Consider the following 17,928-nt stretch of genomic DNA (forward strand, 5'->3'; position numbering starts at 1 on the left):
TTACGCTTTCAATAAGAGCTGGTGAAGGGGGTTGAAGCCGATGCGGTAGCAGAGCTCCGCTGGTTGCTCTGCATTCCAGATGGCGATCTCGGCGCGTTTTCCGGGCGCGATCGTGCCGATATCCGCGTTGAGGCTAAGCGCACGCGCGGCTTCGCGCGTCGCTCCGGCGAGCGCTTCCTCCACGGTCAGTCGGAACAGCGTGCAGGCCATGTTCATTGTGAGAAGCAGCGAGGTGAGGGGTGATGTGCCCGGATTGCAATCCGTCGCAACGGCCATACGCACGCCTGCATCGCGCAAGATCTTAACTGGTGGCGCACGCTCTTCCCTCAATGCGTAGAATGCACCGGGCAACAACACTGCAACCGTTCCTGCGTTCGCCATGGCCTTCGCGCCTTCTTCGTCGAGGTACTCCAGATGATCGGCGGACAACGCGCCAAACGAAGCGGCAAGCTTGGCACCACCAAGGTTGGAAAGTTGCTCGGCATGAAGTTTCACAGGCAGGCCGAGGCTTTTGGCCCTATCGAAAACCCGGGAGATCTGTTCGGGCGAAAACGCAATGCCCTCGCAGAAGCCGTCGACGGCATCGACAAGCCCTTCCGCGTGGGCCGCATCAAGGCCCGGCAACACGACTTCCGTGATATAGTCGTCAGCGCGACCTCTATATTCCGGCGGCACGGCATGGGCCCCGAGATAGCTCGTTTTGATCCTGACCGGACGCATTGCGCCAAGCCTGCGGGCGACACGCAGCATCTTGAGCTCGGCCTCGATGTTGAGACCATAGCCGGACTTGATCTCGACGGTCGAGATTCCCTCCGCCAGCAGCGTGTCCAGTCGCGGAAGACTCTCAGCTACCAATTCGTCTTCGCTGAGACTGTTGGTGGACTTAACCGAGGAAACGATCCCGCCGCCGGCACGCGCGATTTCCTCATACGTCGCCCCTTCGAGCCGCATTTCGAACTCGCGGGCGCGGTCGCCGCCGAAAACAAGATGCGTGTGGCAGTCGATGAGCGCCGGCGTTGCGAGCCTACCGCCGAAATCCTCGCGCTCGACGCTGCTCCAATCGCCAGGAACGCCCTGTCCGACCCAGGCGATGCAATCGCCTTCGATGCCGATCGCGCCATTCTCGATCAAGCCGTAGGGCGTGCCGGTCTCCTCCAGCGATGCGATGCGAAGTCCCGAAAGGATTTTTCTCATTGGCCTTGGCTGCGTCCCCATTATGGTCTTGCTCATATCATTATTATGTATATACATATTATGTCAATTGGGTGCAGGAGAAGAAATGAGCGAGGCCACGAAATCAGTTTTTGCGCGCAAGGCCCTAACGACGATAGGCTGGGAAAGTGACGTTCTCATCCGCGTGGACGCGACTGGGCGCATCGTGTCGGTAACGCCAGAAAGCGGTCTGGAATCAGGCGCTTATGCGGTCGATGTGCTTCTTCCGGCACAGGCCAACCTGCACAGCCATACGTTTCAGCGGGCCATGGCCGGACTTTCCGAGTCGCGCAGCCCCGCAGGTCGCGACAGCTTCTGGACTTGGCGCGAGATCATGTATCGCTTCCTTGATATTCTCGATCCTGAGGATATCGAAGCGATCGCCGCCTTTGCTTTCGTCGAAATGTTGGAATCCGGCTATTCCAGCGTTGCCGAATTCCACTATGTGCACCATCAGCCGGGCGGCGGGACGTATGCGAAGTTCGGCGAATTGTCGGAGCGGATCGCCGCCGCAGCAGGCACGGCGGGCATTGGTCTGACGATCTTGCCGGTAGCCTATATGCAGGGCGGCGTGGATGGCCGCGCACTTGCCGGTGGACAGTTGCGCTTCGGCAATGATCTCGACCACTACTTGAAGCTCGCGGAAGAAGCCAAAAAAGCTGCGCGCAGCGTCAGCCCCGATGCCGGGTTCGGTGTTGCCCCACACTCGATCAGAGCCGTCAACGAGCGCGATTTGCAGGCTCTGGAACAGCAATTCCCGGGCGTTCCCTTCCACATCCACATTGCCGAGCAGATACCGGAACTCGAGGAAGTCCAGGCGGCTTACGGCCAGCGCTCGATGAGCTGGCTTCTCGACCATATGCCGGTCAGCGAACGCTGGTGCCTCATTCATTCGACACACATGAATGAAGGTGAGACGGCGCGCGTCGCGGCGAGTGGCGCTGTCGTCGGCCTTTGCCCGATCACCGAAGCCAATCTTGGTGATGGCATTTTCAACGGCGTCCACTACTTGAATGCGGGCGGCCGCTTCGGCACCGGTTCTGACTCCAACATCCGTATTTCGCCGTCGGAAGAGTTGCGCCAGCTGGAATATAGCCAGCGTTTGCGCGACGTTTCACGGGTTACGCTTGCGCGTGACGGCAAATCCTGTGGCCGCACGCTCTACGACGCTGCGCTACAGGGCGGGGCGCAGGCGCTGGGCCGCAGCTCCGGCAGTCTCGAACCGGGCAATTGGGCGGATATGATCGCTCTGGATACTGAAAATGCCACGCTTCTGGGCCTTTCGGGTGACAGGTTGCTTGACGGCTGGATATTTGCAGGTGACAGACATGCCATCAGTGATGTCTGGTCGGCGGGTCGGCATGTCGTGCAAGAAGGGCGGCATCGCGACCGGGCAGCAATACTGAAGACCTACAAGGCGCGCCTCGCGTCTATTCTGGAGAGAGTGTGACTGCAGCGGCGCGCAAATCATTCCATGCGATCAAGGCGGAGATGGCGCGGCGCATCGCCGAGCGCGTCTGGGCGCCTGGAGCGCTCATCCCCGGTGAAGAGGTGCTCGCCGTCGAGTTCGGCTGCGCCCGCGCAACGGTGAACCGCGCGCTGCAGGAACTGGCGCGCGGCGGCGTGCTGGTGCGCAAGCGCAAGGCCGGAACGCGCGTTGCGCTGCATCCCATGCGTGAGGCACGCTTCGTCATTCCGATCGTGCGCCAGGAGATCGAGAACAAGGGCGGCGTTTATCAATTCCGCCTGCTTTCCAACGGGGTTGAAAAGGCGCCGGAATGCGTGACCAAGCGCCTTGGGTTAGGCAAGCCCAAGGACATGCTGCATGTGCGCTGCCTGCATCTTTCCGATGACAAGCCGTATCAATACGAGGACCGCTGGATCAATCTCGACGCCGTTCCCTCGATCCGCCACGAAACCTTCGAGACGATCAGCCCGAATGAATGGCTGGTCACGCACTCGCCGTTCTCGCAAGCCGAAATCGTCTTTCATGCGGGATTGGCCGGCGCCGATGAGGCGGACACCCTCAGCCTCGACGAGAATGATCCGGTCTTCATCATTGAACGCCTGACGTATCTTCCGCAGAAGCCCATCACTTTCGTGCGCATGATCCACCCGGGATCGCATCGCATGGTGACGCAACTCTGATCGGCAAGGGCCGCTGCTCGGCAAGCACTCGACGCAAATGATGATTGGCGTTTGGATGCAACTGCACTATTTGAATCCTCGAAGAATGACAGGAATGGATTTCCCAATGGCAGACGTCACAAAAGATCAGGTCCTTGAACAGCTGAAGACAGTGACGGGCCCGGATTTCAACAGCAACATCGTCGAGCTTGGTCTCGTTTCGGATATATTCATTGCCGACAACAAGGTGTTTTTCTCGATCACCGTACCTGTGTCCCGTGCCCAGGAACTGGAGCCGCTGCGCGCCGCTGCCGAGCGCGTCGTCAGGGCGATGCCGGGTGTTGCCGGCGCCGTCGTTGCGTTGACCGCCGAAAAGAAGGGCGGACCGACCAGCGATGATGCGCCTCGGATAACGCCGTCGCCCCGCCCGGCCCAGCGTCCCGCGCCTGCAGGCGCCACCCCCCCGCCACGTGTACCCGCCCAAGGTGCACAGCCCCACGCGCATGGAACGGCGCCGGTCAAGGCCGGCGTTCCGGGTGTGGGCGCGATCATCGCCGTCGCCTCGGGCAAGGGCGGCGTCGGCAAGTCGACGACGGCGGTCAATCTTGCGCTCGGCCTTAGCGCCAATGGCCAGCGTGTCGGCATCCTCGACGCGGATATTTACGGGCCGTCGATGCCCCGGCTGCTCAACATTCACGGCAAGCCCGAAGTGGTTTCTGGCCGAGTGCTCAAGCCCATGGAAGGTTATGGCCTGAAAGTCATGTCGATCGGCTTCCTCGTCGAAGAGGAGACGCCGATGATCTGGCGCGGCCCGATGGTCATGTCGGCACTGACGCAGATGTTGCGCGAGGTGGAGTGGGGCGACCTCGACGTTCTCGTCGTCGACATGCCGCCCGGCACCGGCGACGCGCAACTGACCATGGCCCAGCAGGTGCCCCTTGCCGGCGCAGTCATCGTCTCGACGCCGCAGGATCTCGCGCTGATCGATGCGCGCAAGGGCCTCAACATGTTCAAGAAGGTGGATGTGCCGCTCCTCGGCATTGTCGAGAATATGAGCTATTTCATCGCGCCGGATACGGGCGCCCGCTACGATATTTTTGGCCATGGCGGCGCGCGCAGGGAGGCGGAACGCCTCGGCGTGCCATTCCTCGGCGAGGTGCCGCTGGTCATGGAGATCCGTGAAACCTCAGACAGCGGCCGGCCGGTAGTGGTCAGCAACCCGGAGGGCCCGCAGGCGCAGGCCTACCGCGATATCGCCGCCAAGGTTTGGGACCAGTTGCAGTCGGCAAGGGGCGGCCGCGCCGCCCCTTCAATCGTGTTCGAGTAAGGCCCGCGCGATCACTTCAACCGCTCCGCATGCCAGGCGATATGATCGGCCATGAATGTCGAGATGAAGAAGTACGAATGATCGTAGCCGTCACGCATGTTGAGCGTCAGCGGAATGCTCGCCCTGGTACAGGCTTCCTCCAGGAGCCAGGGCCGCAAGCCGTCTTCGAGGAATCCGTCCGCCTTGCCCTGGTCGACCAACAACCCAGGCACACGGTAACCATCCTCGATGAGTGCAACGCTGTCATAGGCGCGCCATTTGGTCTCGTCCGGGCCGAGATATTTCTCGAAGGCCGGGCGCGACCAGCCGGCAACCATGGGCCGCGCGATCGGCGCGAAGGCGGAAACGGACTTGAAGCGCCCCGGATGTTTCAGCGCCTGCGTTATTGCGCCGTGGCCGCCCATGGAATGGCCGAATATGCCCTGGCGGTCCATGTCCACCGGGAAACTGGCTGCCACCAGCGCCGGTAGTTCCTCGCCGACGTAGCTCGCCATGCGATAGTTGGTGGACCAGGGCGCTTCCGTCGCATCGAGGTAGAAGCCGGCGCCGCTGCCGAACTGCCAATTGTCCTTCTCGTCCGGTACATGCTCGCCGCGCGGGCTCGTGTCCGGGCAGATGATGGCGATGCCGTGTTCTGCGGCGGCACGGCGGTACTCGCCCTTGTCCATGACGTTCTGATGCGTGCAGGTGAGGCCGGAGAGATACCAGAGCAAGGGCACCGGGCCGTCTTTCGCCTGCGGCGGCAGGAACAGCGCAAAAGTCATGTCGCACTGGCACGTATCGCTGTGATGGCGATAGACACCCTGCATTCCGTCGAAGCTCTTGGCGGAGGATAGCGTTTCCATGGCTCGGTTCCGTGTCATTGCGGTTGACCGAGGGCGACGGCGACATTCACCGCGGCAGCGACCAACACCGTGTTGAAGAAGAATGAAACGATGGCGTGGACGAGATTGATCCTGCGCATCTGCGAACTGGTGATCGACGTGTCGGAGGTCTGGGCCGTCATACCGATGATGTAGGAGAAATAGACAAACTCGATGCCTCCCGGCTCCTTGCCGCCGGGAAAATCGAGCCCGCCGGCATGATGGCGACGCTTGGCAGTACCGCCTTCCGCATCCTCGTCCGGTTGCCAATACATATGGGCATAGTGAATTGCCGTCATCATGTGGATCGTCAGCCAGCCGAGCGGTACTGCCGCGAGTGTTAGTGCCAGGTCGACCGGATGCTTGTCCTGGCCGGAATTGATCAGAGCGAACAACGAGCCGACCGCCATCAGGACCGTGCCGAATGTCACGGCGAAGATGATGCCGACAGGCTCGTCCGACTTGGCTGCGTTGTTTCGCAGGTATTCGGGCGTCAGCCGGTGCACCTTGAAAGCCGACAGGACGAGATAGATGACGAAGAAGGCGTTGGCAGCAACGGCCGCGGCAATGCGCGGTGAAAGCTTGAACGCCGCCAAAACGAAAACGACGAGGCCGACGACGGCGGCGATGTAAAAGGGATTATGACGTTTCCACATGAGGGCCTAGACCCCGCCTAATCCGTTGCGACAGCGGCCGGCCGCTGCATGTCGATGTGTGGAATATCATCCTCGAGATATTCCTCCGACACTGGTATGAAACCGAACGACTCATAAAACCCCTTGAGGTGGCTCTGTGCGGAAAGCTCGATCGGGCACTCCGAATAGAGGCGTTCGCATTGGGCGATTGCCTCGACCATCAGCCTTTCGCCGAGGCGCTTGCCGCGATGCTCCGGCGAGACGACAACGCGCCCGATACGCGCTGCATGGTCGTCCGTAGCCGGCTTGCGGATCCGAGCGCTCGCAACAAGGGTCGCTCCGTCCATCAGGCGAAGGTGCAATGCATCCGCATCCTTGCCGTCCAACTCCGGATACGGGCACTTCTGCTCGACGACGAAGACATCGACACGCATTTTGAGCATGTCGTAGAGTTCGCGCGGGCGCAGCTCGTCCAGACCGCACAAGACGACCTTATATACGCCCCATTCCATCAGAAGGTAACGACCGAACGGATCGATTTGCCCTCGTGCATGAGGTCGAACGCCGTGTTGATCTCGGCGAGCGGCATCGTATGGGTGATGAGCGAGTCGATGTCGATCTTGCCCTCCATGTACCAGTCGACGATTTTCGGAACGTCGGTGCGGCCCCGTGCGCCGCCAAAGGCCGTGCCGCGCCAGTTGCGCCCGGTGACGAGCTGGAATGGCCGCGTGGAAATTTCCTTGCCGGCTTCGGCAACGCCGATGACGATGCTGGTGCCCCAGCCGCGATGACAGCATTCGAGTGCCTGGCGCATGACATTGGTGTTGCCGGTGGCATCGAACGAGAAGTCGGCGCCGCCGTCGGTCAATTCCTGGATAGCCTGAACGACCTTGTCATTGCCGGCCTCCGTTGGATTGACGAAATCGGTCATGCCGAATTGCTTCGCCATTGCCACCTTGCCGGGGTTGATGTCGACACCGATGATCTTGTCGGCGCCGACCATGCGGGCGCCCTGGATGACATTGAGGCCGATGCCGCCGAGACCGAAGACGACGACATTGGCGCCGGGCCAAACCTTGCCCGTATAAATGACCGCACCGATTCCGGTGGTGACACCGCAACCGATATAACAGATCTTGTCGAAAGGCGCGTCCTCGCGCACCTTGGCAAGAGCGATCTCCGGCAGAACGGTGAAGTTCGAGAAGGTCGAGCAACCCATGTAGTGGAAGACTTCGCCGCCATCGCAGGAGAAGCGGCTGGTGCCGTCCGGCATCACGCCCTGGCCTTGCGTGGCGCGGATGGCGGTGCAGAGGTTCGAACGCTGCGACAGGCATGTCTTGCACTGCCGGCACTCGGGCGTATAGAGCGGAATGACGTGATCACCAACGCGCAAGGACGTAACACCCGCGCCGACTTCGCGCACGATGCCGGCGCCTTCGTGGCCGAGAATCGCCGGGAATTTCCCTTCGGAATCAAGTCCCGAAAGTGTGTAGGCATCCGTGTGGCAAACGCCGGTTGCCATGATTTCGACGAGCACTTCACCGGGCTTCGGGCCGCTGATCTCGATCGTTTCGATGGTGAGGGGCTTGTTTGCCTCCCAGGCGACGGCGGCGCGCGATTTCATGAATATCTCCTGATGCGTCTCAATCAGCACTGTGTGATTTGCTTTGGCGCACTATCGGGAAGGCATCGGGGGTCGTCAATCCGAACCGCGACATTTCTCGTTCCAAACGGCACTGGTGTCATCCTACTGGACTTGGCGACCCGAACCCTGTCAAAAGGCTTGCATTCTGATACTGGACTTGACCCGTGAAAGAACTGCCGCCCCTTCCTGTCACTGAAATACTGCCTGCGCTCGATGATGCGCTGGAGCCCGGGAACGCTGCCGTTCTTGTCGCACCGCCCGGCGCGGGCAAGACCACGCTTGTCCCGCTGCATCTGCTTGATACACCCTGGCGCGGCGATGGGACGATCGTCCTGCTGGAGCCGCGCCGCCTTGCCGCTCGCGCTGCCGCGAGCCGGATGGCGAGTCTCCTTGGAGAGAATGTGGGTGATACCGTCGGTTACCGCATGCGGCTCGAAAGCAAGGTCTCGGCCAGGACTCGTGTATTGGTTGTCACGGAAGGCGTGTTCGCCCGGATGATCCTCGATGATCCTGGATTGTCCGGCATCGCCATCGTGCTTTTTGACGAGTTTCACGAGCGCAGCCTTGATGCCGACTTCGGTCTTGCGCTCGCGCTCGACGTGCAGGCGGCGCTGCGGCCCGACCTGAAACTTCTGGTCATGTCGGCGACACTCGATGGTGCGCGGGTGGCCAAGCTGCTCGGAGACGCGCCTGTACTTGAAAGCAAAGGCAGGTCCTATCCCGTCGACATCCGTTATCGGGAGCGCAAGCCTGACGATAAGATCGAGGATGCGATGGCGCGGGCGGTGCGTGACACACTCGCCGAGCAAGGGGGGAGCATCCTCGCCTTTCTACCCGGGCAGCGCGAGATTGAGCGCACGATGCAGGCACTCGAGGGGCGCGTTCCCGCGGATACCTATGTCACGCCGCTCTATGGCGCGCTGGAGGGCCGCGACCAGGACGCGGCTATCAGCCCGGCTCCCCCAGGCAAGCGCAAGGTGGTGCTCGCCACTTCGATCGCCGAAACCTCCATTACAATCGATGGCGTGCGCGCCGTCATCGACAGCGGTCTGGCGCGGCTGCCGAAATTTGAACCGGCAACGGGTCTCACACGATTGGAAACGGTGCGGGCCTCCCGTGCCGCCGTCGATCAACGCGCCGGTCGCGCCGGACGCACTCAAGCCGGAACAGCGCTGCGGCTGTGGCGGGCCGAACAGACCGCCGCACTCGAAGCCTTTTCTCCGCCGGAAATACTCGAGGCGGATCTCTCGGGCCTCGTCCTTGATTGCGCCGCCTGGGGCGTCACCGATCCGGCGAGCCTCGCCTTTCTCGATGCGCCGCCCATGCCGGCGATCAAGGAAGCGAAGACACTGCTCGGCGAACTCGGAGCGCTCAAAGATGATCGCATTACCTCCATGGGCGAGGCTATGCGCAGGCTCGCTTTGCCGGCCCGGCTCGCACATATGGTGCTGGCCGCGCGCGAACGCGGCCAAGGCATGCGCGCCGCCGAACTCGCGTTGCTTCTGACCGAGCGCGGCCTCGGCGGCAATGACGTCGATATGGAAGAGCGACTGTCACGCTTTCAACGCGAGCGCGGCGATCGCGCGATGCGTGCGCGCGGACTGGCGAAACGCCTCGCCGGCAGCGATGTGAGGAAAGTCGACACCGAGGAAAGCGCCGGGCGCCTCCTTATCGATGCCTATCCCGACCGTATCGCCAAGGCGCGGGGCAACGGCCAGTTTACGCTCGCCAATGGCCGCGGCGGCGAACTTGATCCGGCAACATCGCTGGCGAAATCGCCATGGCTTGTCGTGGCTGATCTGGCTGGCCGAGCGGGACGCGCGCGCATCCTCGCGGCAGCGGAAATCACTGAGGCCGAGATACGAGCCGCGCTCGCTGATCGCATCGTCAGCGGCAGGCAGGTCAGCTACGACCCGGCCCAAAATGCGCTGCAGGCGCGCGAGGCAACGCGTATCGGCGCCATTGCGCTTTCAGAGAAGACCCTTCCAGCCCCCTCAGGCGAAGAGGCCGATCGCGGTATTGTCGCCACCGTGCGCGACCGCGGGCTGGACATCCTTCCCTGGTCAAAAGAGGCAATAATATTGCGGCGGCGTCTCACCTGGCTGCATCGGGGCCTCGGCGCGCCCTGGCCGCCAATGGACGACAAATCGTTGATCGATAGGCTTGAGGACTGGCTTCTGCCTTATCTCAACGGAACCGCGCAGCTCGGCCAGATATCCGGGCACGCGATCACCGATGGTCTGCGCTCTCTGGTACCGTATGAGCTGCAGCGCAAGATCGATACCCTGGCGCCGACGCACTTCGAAGTGCCGACAGGGTCGAACATTCCAATCCGCTACGAGGCGGAAGAACCGGTTCTCGCCGTTCGCGTCCAGGAGTTGTTCGGGCTCGGCACGCATCCATCCATTGCTGGCGGAACGGTCCCGCTCCTTCTGGAGTTGCTCTCGCCGGCGCATCGGCCCATCCAGATCACGCGCGATCTCCCGGGTTTCTGGAACGGCTCCTGGGCTGACGTGCGCAGCGAAATGCGCGGCCGCTATCCCAGACATGTCTGGCCGGAAGACCCGGCCAGTGCGGCGCCCACTGCCCGCGCAAAACCGCGGGGAACCTGAGTTTCCGCAAGGATCGCGTGACAATCCGCGGGGAGGCGGCGATGCCAGCGATACCCCATCGGAATCATGTTTCCATTTCAGTCACGTTTGTTCTAAATCACGCCCATGGTTCAGGATTTCCAGACACGCTCATCGTATCTATCGCGCCGGCTGCGACTGACGACGCTCATCCGCCTGCGCTGGCTTGCGGTGGCAGGACAAAGCATCGCCGTTCTCTTCGTTGCACTCTATCTGAAGTTTCCCTTTCCAATCAGCATCTGCTTTGCCTTGATCGCTTGCTCGGCCTGGCTGAACCTCCTGATGTCGTTCCGCTATCCGATCAATCATCGCCTGGAGCCACGGGCCGCCATCACCGTGCTGGCGTTCGACATATTGCAGGTGGCGGGGCTGCTCTATATGACCGGCGGGCTGCAGAATCCGTTCGCCGTCCTGATGATCGTCCCGGTGATCATTTCGGCCACGTCACTGCCCGCCTATGCGACCACGGCGCTCGGCCTCCTGGTGACAGCCTGCGCGACGCTGCTGGCTTACGTCTATCTGCCCTTGCCCTGGTATGAGGGCGACACCATGCAGCTGCCGTTCGTATTGATCGCGGGCGTGTGGTGTTCCGTCGTTTCTGCCCTCGCATTTACCGCCGTCTATGCCTACCGCGTTGCCGAGGAAGCGCGGCTGCTGGCCGACGCCCTCAACGCCACCGAACTCATCCTGCAGCGCGAGCAGCATCTCTCGGCACTCGATGGCCTCGCAGCGGCTGCGGCGCATGAACTTGGCACGCCGCTTGCGACCATCGCGCTCGTTGCCAAGGAAATGGAGCGCAGCCTCAAGAAGGACGATCGATTTGCCGAGGATATCGACCTTCTCCGCTCGCAGACCGAGCGTTGCCGCGAAATCCTGAAACGGCTGACCAGTCTTTCGTCGACCAGTGAAGAGCACATGTCGCGCCTGAAGATTTCTTCGCTGATCGAAGAGGTCATTGAGCCCAACCGCAATTTCGGTATCAATATCGTGGTGACAAAGATGCGCGGGGAAGGCAACGAGCCGATTATCCGCCGCAACCCGGGCATTATTTATGGGCTGGGCAATCTCGTCGAGAATGCCGTCGACTTCGCCCGCGAAACGATCAACGTCAATTGGGGTTGGAGCGACAAGACCGTCGAGATCGTCATCAGCGACGATGGCAAGGGCTTTGCCCCCGACATTCTCGACCGCATCGGCGAGCCCTACACCACGGGGCGCGACCGCGCGATCAATGAGCACGGCGGTGGGTTGGGCCTCGGTCTCTTCATCGCGAAGACGCTGCTCGAACGTTCGGGCGCAGCGATCACCTTCCGCAATCGCAACGATCCTGGGCAAGGCGCAGAAGTCGTCGTTACCTGGCCGCGTCAACAATTGCTTACTGATGGATAATCTTTGACTTTTTATTCATTGCGAACCATTAACGTCGTATATTTACAGAGAATGAGCAGGAAAACCTGATGGAAAATACGGATCAGGACGATATTGAAGCGATCGGCGGCGATCGGACACTTCTACTGGTTGACGACGACAAGCCCTTCTTGCAGCGGCTTGCGCGTGCGATGGAAGCACGCGGCTTTACAGTCGCGATTGCAGACTCGGTTGAGGCGGGCCTTGCGAGCGTCAAGATCAACGCACCTGCCTATGCGGTTGTCGACATGCGCCTTGGCGACGGCAATGGCCTCGACATTATCGAGGCAATCCGTGCTCGCCGCGAGGACACGCGCGCGATCGTCCTGACTGGCTATGGAAATATCGCGACCGCGGTGAACGCCGTCAAACTCGGCGCCATCGATTACCTTTCAAAGCCGGCTGATGCAGATGAGGTCTTCGCGGCATTGACCCGCCGATCGGGGGAGAAAGTGGCGCCGCCGGAAAATCCGATGTCGGCTGACCGGGTGCGCTGGGAGCATATCCAGCGCGTCTACGAAATGTGCGATCGCAATGTTTCCGAAACGGCCCGGCGCCTCAACATGCATCGCCGCACCTTGCAGCGCATATTGGCCAAGCGCGCACCGCGCTAGGCCGGGCAGACTTATTCCACATCGGTTTTCGGCAATTCGATACCCGCAAGTTCGGCCAGCGTCATGCGTGCAGCGCTGACCCGGGCGAAACGCAACGTCATTGCCCTGCGCGTGGCAACCGGCAATTTGTGCTCTGGTGCGTCGCGAATGATCTCCGCACCATATCCGTCAGATAGAATGAAACCGCAATCCTCCGGGAAAATATCGGCAGGAACGCCAGGATGCGTCGCAAAGAATAGCCGGTCGCAATGCTGGCGGTAGATTGGCCATTTGCGGTCCACGCGCCAATCCTCAATCGAGGATTTGATTTCAACGATCCAAATCTCGCCCGTACGCGTCAAGGCGACGAGATCTGCACGCCGGCCCGAGGCGAGCGGCAATTCCGGCATGACCGCAAGGCCGAGTTCGAGGAAGAGCCGTTGGACGCCGCGCCGCACCAGCATGGCGTTTTCCGACTGGCGACCATCTATCAATGGGCTTGTCTGACCTAGAGAGACGAGTGGCATAAACGAGACAATACCGGCAAATCTGCAACGAGGTGAAAGAAAACACATCGCCAGGTTGATGAAAACATGGTTAACGGAATACTGCGCTTTACGGTTAATCAGGCATTAACAATATAGGCGCAAGAGAGGCACCAGCAAAAACCAAACGCCGATTCGTGCAACTATTCACTGGGGTGACCATGCAACTGAAGACTATCGTCCTTGCGGTTGGACTGATAAGTGCAACTGCTTTGACCGGCTGTTCGACGATCGGGCTCAGCTACTCGACTGCGTCCTACAATTCGGTCGTTGATGCGGGCTACGTAATTCCAGCGGTTCCGCGTGCCAAGATCCCTACCCAGTATTTGCGCCAGGAAGTCAACTACGATGGCTCGGAAGCGCCTGGCACGATCATCGTCGATACGAAGGCTAAGTACCTCTACTACGTCCTCGGTGATGGCCGGGCGATGCGTTACGGCATCGGGGTCGGTAAGCAAGGTTTCGAATGGTCCGGCAGCGCGCGCGTCGCCTTGAAGCGCGAATGGCCGACATGGACCCCGCCGCGGGAAATGATCGCGCGCCAGCCGAAACTTGCCGAGTTCCGCGACGGCATGGATCCGGGCCTGACAAATCCGCTCGGCGCCCGCGCCCTCTACCTTTTCAACAAGGGTGGTGACACGGGTTACCGCCTTCATGGCACGCCGGAATGGTGGTCGATCGGCAAGGCGATGTCGTCAGGCTGCATTCGCCTGATGAACCAGGACATCATCGATCTTTATAATCGAGCCCCGGTCGGCGCCAAAGTCATCGTTCGCTAATCCTCGCATTGCGGCTTTCCGGTATATGAATTGAAAAGGGCTCCGACGGGAGCCCTTTTTAATGCTTCGTGCGGCGGGATCATCCGCTTGTGCCGCATTCCGTTTCGGGTTTCAACCGTGGGGTCTGCGTCCCGTCCGGTGCAAAGGACGGTGGCAGCAGCGCCGAAGGCGGATTTGAACCCCAGCAACTTGGCTTGTCGCCCAGCGTGAAATCCAGGCGGGCCCCTGAAGACAGCTTGTCGAGATCGATCCACGGGCTGTCGTGGTCGACTCCGTTGACGGTCAGTCTCTGGATATATTTGCTTGGCGCCTTGTCACCGGTGATGGTAACGACCTTGCCATTGCCGAGTTTAATGGTAGCTCGCGGGAAAAGCGGGCTGTTCAATGCAAAGCCCGGAACCGCAGGAATTTCCGGATAAAGCCCGAGGGCGGCCCAGATATAGAGCCCAGACAGTGCGCCTTCATCATCATTGCCCGGAAGACCGGACGGCGTGGCTGAGAACTGGTCATCGACGATACGCCGGACGAGTGCCTGCGTCTTGTGCGGCTGGCTGGTCCAGTTATAAAGCCACGGCGTCAGGAATCCCGGTTCGTTGCCGATCCATAATCTCGCGGGTTGATAGCTCCAGCCGCCATTGAGGTTCTTGGTGAATTCGTCGAGGCGGGCAATGCCGTCCTTTTCGCCTCCCTTGTCCTTGTCCGTATCCACCACCAGCCTGGCGAGCAGACCCCGAAGGTCGTGCGGAACCATGAAGGTATACTGCTCGGCATTGCCTTCACGGTAGTCATTGTCCCACGTGGAGACGGGCAAATATTTCGTCCAGCTGGCATCCTTGTTGCGAGGCTGCAGTTGCGGATAAGGCTGCTTTTCGATGTTGCGCCAGTTGGGGTTGAACAGATTTGCCCAATTGCTCGAGCGAGCAAGCAAGGTTTTGGGCTCGTTCGCCGCTGTGCCTGCCACGATTTGTGGATCCGCAGCCGGGACCGCACTTGAGAAGCGCGAAACGGCAAAGTCGGTGCTGGCATATTCCATATTGGTGGAGGTGGGCTGACGTTCGCCCCAGGTATCATCTGCGAGATAACCGAGTTCCATATAGCCTTTGAGGCCGGGCAGCGTGGTCACGTTGCGACATTGAGTTTTGCGGCCAAATGCAGTGTCAAGCATTATGGCGCGCGCCTTCTGTGTATCGAACTCTCGCGCGCCAAAGGCATGGGCCTGCGCGACAATGATCGAAGCGCCGTCGCCAGGCATGATGTTGCTGTTGGTGTTGCCTTCCGACCACATCGGGAATGTGCCGCCGCAGTCTTCAGCATCGAAGACGAGCGATTGCATCATGTCGCCCACTTCTTCGGGAGCCAGCAATGCCTGAAGCGGCACCAGCGATCTATAAGTGTCCCAGCTGGAGAATGTTGTGTACTGGACGTGGCCCTCCGGTGCCTTCTTTACCGTCGCGGCACTGTTGAAGCTGATATATTCGCCGTTGACGTCGCTGAAGGTGCTTGGCGCCAGGAAGGCATGATACATGGCCGTGTAGAAGGTCGTCCTTTCTTTCTTGCTGCCGCCTTCGACCTGAATGGCGTTGAGGCGCTTTTGCCAGGTATCGTTCGCCAGCTTGCGCACGGCTTCGAAATTCAGCGCGCCGATTTCCGCAGCAAGGTTGGCCTTGGCATTCTCGACGCTCACATACGATATGCCGACCTTCATGGTAACAGCGGTCGATATCGTTGAGGCAGCGGATGCATCGGTGAAGGTAAGCGTCGCGGTCGATCCGGACGTCGTTGCCATGAAGGGGCGATCGAATGCGGCATGGAAGTATACTTTGTAGGTACCCGGGCCTGTGCAGAAATCTCCGCTCATGGCGTAGCCCGAGACCGTTTTTGCCGTCTGGTCGAAGCTGATCGAGCCGGAATGGAAAACATTGCTCGACTTCGCCTGGATCCTCATAAATGCAGGGCTGTTAGCAGGGTACGTGAATCTTCCAACCCCGCTTCGGTTTGCCGCTGCCAATTCGGTTTGAACGCTGTTTGACATCTGGACCGAATAATATCCGGGCTGGGCGACTTCATTCGCGTGCTCGAATGCGATGTCCGATTGGTCTGTATTTGTGATCGGCAAAATGGGTACTGCACCGCCGGACGGACAGCCTACGCCGCTGAGATGTGTGAGGCTGAAGCCGGTTATGGAATTCTTCGGATAGTGATAGCCCGGCGGGCTCCACGTACCCGAGACGGACGGTGTATCCGGGCCCCAGGCGATCATTCCAAAGGGAACGCTGACTGCCGGCGTTGTAAACCCGCCTAGGAGATCCTCGGTTGTACCCGTATCCGTCGGCGGCACTTGATCAGTGCCGATCAGCGGATCGACATATTGCGTGAGGGCAACTCGGGCCGCTCCTCTGTCGTCTCGCCGCTTGATGGGGCCTGTTCATTCCTCGATTCCCGCGTGATCTGGGTTGTGGTCGCGTTGGCTGTCTCGGTGAGCTTGGACTGACTGTCCTTCAGGCCTTGAATTTCGCCGGTCTGTCGTGCGATCGTCTGTTCAAAACTGCCTTGGTTGTTGGTGCTGTCCGTTTTGCCGTCGTTATTGCATCCCGTCAGTAGCGAAACGCCAAGCAAACCCACTGCAATTGCGGTTCTTGAATTCATTATTTCCTCCCAATGAATTTAAGTATGCTGCGTGATTATCGATCGAGCGCGCCGAAACGTGCGGCAACATGCGGATCATTCTCCGGCGTAAAATCTGCGGCTGGATAGGCGTTTAGCCCGTTAACCTCCCTCAACGAAGGTCGCCGAAGCGTCCGCGGCCTGTCAATTCGACGAAGGTCGTATGTTCTCAGGGGCGTTAAAACCGAACAGGCGGGGACTATCTGATTATCGTCATGTTGACCTGTTACATCCCGGCCCAATAGATTGAGTGAGACGCGCAGAAACTGGAAGGTTATCATGTTCAAAACCGTTGCCACCACGCCATTCGACGATCAAAAGCCCGGCACATCGGGCTTGCGCAAGAAGGTCCCGGTCTTCCAGCAGAAAAACTATGTCGAAAACTTCATCCAGTCGGTTTTCGATTCGCTCGAGGGGTTCAAAGGCGAGACGCTGGTGATTGGCGGCGATGGCCGATACTACAATCGCGAAGTGGTACAGATCGTCCTGAAAATGGCGGCCGCCAACGGCTTCGGGCGTGTGCTCGTCGGGAAGGGCGGAATCCTCTCGACACCCGCAGCTTCCAACGTCATCCGCAAATACAAGGCCTTTGGCGGCCTCGTTCTTTCGGCCAGCCACAATCCTGGCGGGCCGACCGAAGATTTCGGCATCAAGTACAATATCGGCAATGGCGGCCCGGCACCCGAGAAGATTACCGAGGCGGTGTTTGCCCGTTCGAAGACAATCAAGCAGTATGTCATTGCCGACGTGCCCGATATTGACATCGACACAATCGGCAAGCGCGAAATCGCCGGGATGCAGGTCGAAGTCATTGATCCGGTCGCAGACTATGCCGCGCTTATGGAACAGCTCTTCGATTTCAACGCCATACGCGATCTCATCAAGTCGGGCTTCACCTTCCGCTTCGATTCGATGCATGCGGTCACCGGACCATACGGTAAGGAGATTCTCGAGCGTCGCCTTGGCGCGCCTGAGGGTACCTGCGTCAACTTCGTGCCGCTCCCCGATTTCGGCGGGCATCACCCCGACCCCAATCTCGTCTACGCCAAGGACCTCTACGACCTGCTGATGTCGCCTGACGGCCCGGACTTCGGCGCGGCGTCGGACGGTGACGGCGACCGCAACCTGATCATCGGCAAGGGCATTTTCATAACCCCATCCGATTCGCTGGCGATGCTTGCCGCCAACGCCCATCTGGCGCCGGGCTACAAGGCGGGTCTCAAAGGCATCGCGCGCTCGATGCCAACAAGCGGCGCCGCCGACCGGGTCGCCGAGAAGCTCGGCATCGGCATGTACGAAACGCCGACGGGCTGGAAGTTTTTCGGCAACCTGCTTGATGCGGACATGGCGACGATTTGCGGCGAGGAAAGCGCCGGAACGGGCTCGAACCACGTGCGGGAAAAGGACGGGCTCTGGGCAGTGCTCCTCTGGCTCAATATTCTGGCGGTCCGGCGTATCAGTGCCATCGAGATCGCCAAGGAACATTGGGCTACCTACGGGC

The 17,928-nt window shown here is 60.3% G+C and carries 16 protein-coding genes; 8 read left to right on the forward strand and 8 right to left on the reverse strand.

Annotated elements, in window-relative coordinates; all coding sequences use genetic code 11:
- Complete coding sequence (gene hutI / locus AAAB35_RS25480) at window positions 1–1,194, reverse strand: imidazolonepropionase (protein WP_340671129.1); 1,194 nt, start codon at window positions 1,192–1,194, stop codon at window positions 1–3.
- 85 nt (window positions 1,195–1,279) lie between these two features.
- Here hutI and AAAB35_RS25485 point away from each other — a divergent pair, with 85 nt between their 5' ends.
- From AAAB35_RS25485 to AAAB35_RS25495, 3 genes are all read left to right on the forward strand, one after another.
- Window positions 1,280–2,662, forward strand: a complete 1,383-nt coding sequence (locus AAAB35_RS25485; RefSeq protein WP_340671130.1) for a formimidoylglutamate deiminase — start codon at window positions 1,280–1,282, stop codon at window positions 2,660–2,662.
- On the forward strand, window positions 2,659–3,360 hold the full coding sequence (locus AAAB35_RS25490) for a GntR family transcriptional regulator (protein ID WP_340671131.1): 702 nt from the start codon (window positions 2,659–2,661) through the stop codon (window positions 3,358–3,360). The genes AAAB35_RS25485 and AAAB35_RS25490 overlap by 4 nt, the downstream gene beginning before the upstream one ends.
- A 106-nt stretch (window positions 3,361–3,466) precedes the next feature.
- Entirely contained in the window at window positions 3,467–4,666 is a 1,200-nt protein-coding gene (locus tag AAAB35_RS25495; RefSeq protein ID WP_340671133.1) for an Mrp/NBP35 family ATP-binding protein, read from the forward strand.
- 11 nt (window positions 4,667–4,677) lie between these two features.
- On the opposite strand, the gene fghA is transcribed toward AAAB35_RS25495, so the two are convergent.
- The 4 genes from fghA to AAAB35_RS25515 are packed head-to-tail and all read right to left on the reverse strand — an operon-like array spanning window position 4,678 to window position 7,788.
- Window positions 4,678–5,511: an S-formylglutathione hydrolase gene (gene fghA / locus AAAB35_RS25500; RefSeq protein WP_340671134.1), complete on the reverse strand. Its 834-nt coding sequence runs from the start codon at window positions 5,509–5,511 to the stop codon at window positions 4,678–4,680.
- 14 nt (window positions 5,512–5,525) lie between these two features.
- Complete coding sequence (locus AAAB35_RS25505; protein ID WP_340671135.1) at window positions 5,526–6,185, reverse strand: DUF1345 domain-containing protein; 660 nt, start codon at window positions 6,183–6,185, stop codon at window positions 5,526–5,528.
- A gap of 17 nt (window positions 6,186–6,202) precedes the next feature.
- The gene (locus tag AAAB35_RS25510) at window positions 6,203–6,676 is read right to left on the reverse strand and encodes a GNAT family N-acetyltransferase (protein WP_340671136.1); all 474 of its coding nucleotides are present in this window, start codon (window positions 6,674–6,676) and stop codon (window positions 6,203–6,205) included.
- The gene (locus AAAB35_RS25515; protein WP_340671137.1) at window positions 6,676–7,788 is read right to left on the reverse strand and encodes an S-(hydroxymethyl)glutathione dehydrogenase/class III alcohol dehydrogenase; all 1,113 of its coding nucleotides are present in this window, start codon (window positions 7,786–7,788) and stop codon (window positions 6,676–6,678) included. The genes AAAB35_RS25510 and AAAB35_RS25515 overlap by 1 nt, the downstream gene beginning before the upstream one ends.
- A 185-nt stretch (window positions 7,789–7,973) precedes the next feature.
- Here AAAB35_RS25515 and hrpB point away from each other — a divergent pair, with 185 nt between their 5' ends.
- The 3 genes from hrpB (at window position 7,974) to AAAB35_RS25530 (ending at window position 12,460) form a co-directional block, all read left to right on the forward strand.
- Window positions 7,974–10,421 carry an ATP-dependent helicase HrpB gene (gene hrpB / locus AAAB35_RS25520; protein WP_340671138.1) on the forward strand — a complete coding sequence of 816 codons (2,448 nt, stop codon included), beginning with the start codon at window positions 7,974–7,976 and terminating at the stop codon, window positions 10,419–10,421.
- A 105-nt stretch (window positions 10,422–10,526) separates the two neighbouring features.
- Window positions 10,527–11,828 carry an ActS/PrrB/RegB family redox-sensitive histidine kinase gene (locus tag AAAB35_RS25525; RefSeq protein ID WP_340671139.1) on the forward strand — a complete coding sequence of 434 codons (1,302 nt, stop codon included), beginning with the start codon at window positions 10,527–10,529 and terminating at the stop codon, window positions 11,826–11,828.
- A gap of 68 nt (window positions 11,829–11,896) precedes the next feature.
- On the forward strand, window positions 11,897–12,460 hold the full coding sequence (locus AAAB35_RS25530) for an ActR/PrrA/RegA family redox response regulator transcription factor (RefSeq protein WP_340671140.1): 564 nt from the start codon (window positions 11,897–11,899) through the stop codon (window positions 12,458–12,460).
- Between the two features lie 11 nt (window positions 12,461–12,471).
- On the opposite strand, the gene AAAB35_RS25535 is transcribed toward AAAB35_RS25530, so the two are convergent.
- Complete coding sequence (locus tag AAAB35_RS25535; protein WP_340671141.1) at window positions 12,472–12,966, reverse strand: MmcB family DNA repair protein; 495 nt, start codon at window positions 12,964–12,966, stop codon at window positions 12,472–12,474.
- 179 nt (window positions 12,967–13,145) lie between these two features.
- Here AAAB35_RS25535 and AAAB35_RS25540 point away from each other — a divergent pair, with 179 nt between their 5' ends.
- The gene (locus tag AAAB35_RS25540) at window positions 13,146–13,763 is read left to right on the forward strand and encodes a L,D-transpeptidase (protein WP_340671142.1); all 618 of its coding nucleotides are present in this window, start codon (window positions 13,146–13,148) and stop codon (window positions 13,761–13,763) included.
- A 79-nt stretch (window positions 13,764–13,842) separates the two neighbouring features.
- Here the strand turns inward: AAAB35_RS25540 and AAAB35_RS25545 are convergent, their stop codons facing one another.
- The gene (locus AAAB35_RS25545; RefSeq protein ID WP_340671143.1) at window positions 13,843–16,101 is read right to left on the reverse strand and encodes a GH92 family glycosyl hydrolase; all 2,259 of its coding nucleotides are present in this window, start codon (window positions 16,099–16,101) and stop codon (window positions 13,843–13,845) included.
- A gap of 14 nt (window positions 16,102–16,115) precedes the next feature.
- On the reverse strand, window positions 16,116–16,409 hold the full coding sequence (locus AAAB35_RS25550) for a hypothetical protein (RefSeq protein WP_340671144.1): 294 nt from the start codon (window positions 16,407–16,409) through the stop codon (window positions 16,116–16,118).
- A gap of 294 nt (window positions 16,410–16,703) precedes the next feature.
- Here AAAB35_RS25550 and AAAB35_RS25555 point away from each other — a divergent pair.
- A partial coding sequence (locus AAAB35_RS25555; RefSeq protein ID WP_340671147.1) for an alpha-D-glucose phosphate-specific phosphoglucomutase occupies window positions 16,704–17,928 on the forward strand: 1,225 nt, incomplete at its 3' end.

The sequence above is a fragment of the Phyllobacterium sp. genome (assembly GCF_037994425.1).
Lineage (GTDB): Bacteria > Pseudomonadota > Alphaproteobacteria > Rhizobiales > Rhizobiaceae > Phyllobacterium.

Coding starts and splice junctions, on each gene's coding strand:
- AAAB35_RS25535 (WP_340671141.1), bottom strand. CDS start 12,966: ATGCCACTCGTCTCTCTAGGTCAGACAAGCCCATTGATAGATGGTCGC.
- fghA (WP_340671134.1), bottom strand. CDS start 5,511: ATGGAAACGCTATCCTCCGCCAAGAGCTTCGACGGAATGCAGGGTGTC.
- AAAB35_RS25550 (WP_340671144.1), bottom strand. CDS start 16,409: ATGAATTCAAGAACCGCAATTGCAGTGGGTTTGCTTGGCGTTTCGCTA.
- AAAB35_RS25530 (WP_340671140.1), top strand. CDS start 11,897: ATGGAAAATACGGATCAGGACGATATTGAAGCGATCGGCGGCGATCGG.
- AAAB35_RS25510 (WP_340671136.1), bottom strand. CDS start 6,676: ATGGAATGGGGCGTATATAAGGTCGTCTTGTGCGGTCTGGACGAGCTG.
- AAAB35_RS25515 (WP_340671137.1), bottom strand. CDS start 7,788: ATGAAATCGCGCGCCGCCGTCGCCTGGGAGGCAAACAAGCCCCTCACC.
- AAAB35_RS25525 (WP_340671139.1), top strand. CDS start 10,527: ATGGTTCAGGATTTCCAGACACGCTCATCGTATCTATCGCGCCGGCTG.
- hutI (WP_340671129.1), bottom strand. CDS start 1,194: ATGAGAAAAATCCTTTCGGGACTTCGCATCGCATCGCTGGAGGAGACC.
- AAAB35_RS25505 (WP_340671135.1), bottom strand. CDS start 6,185: ATGTGGAAACGTCATAATCCCTTTTACATCGCCGCCGTCGTCGGCCTC.
- AAAB35_RS25540 (WP_340671142.1), top strand. CDS start 13,146: ATGCAACTGAAGACTATCGTCCTTGCGGTTGGACTGATAAGTGCAACT.
- AAAB35_RS25485 (WP_340671130.1), top strand. CDS start 1,280: ATGAGCGAGGCCACGAAATCAGTTTTTGCGCGCAAGGCCCTAACGACG.
- AAAB35_RS25495 (WP_340671133.1), top strand. CDS start 3,467: ATGGCAGACGTCACAAAAGATCAGGTCCTTGAACAGCTGAAGACAGTG.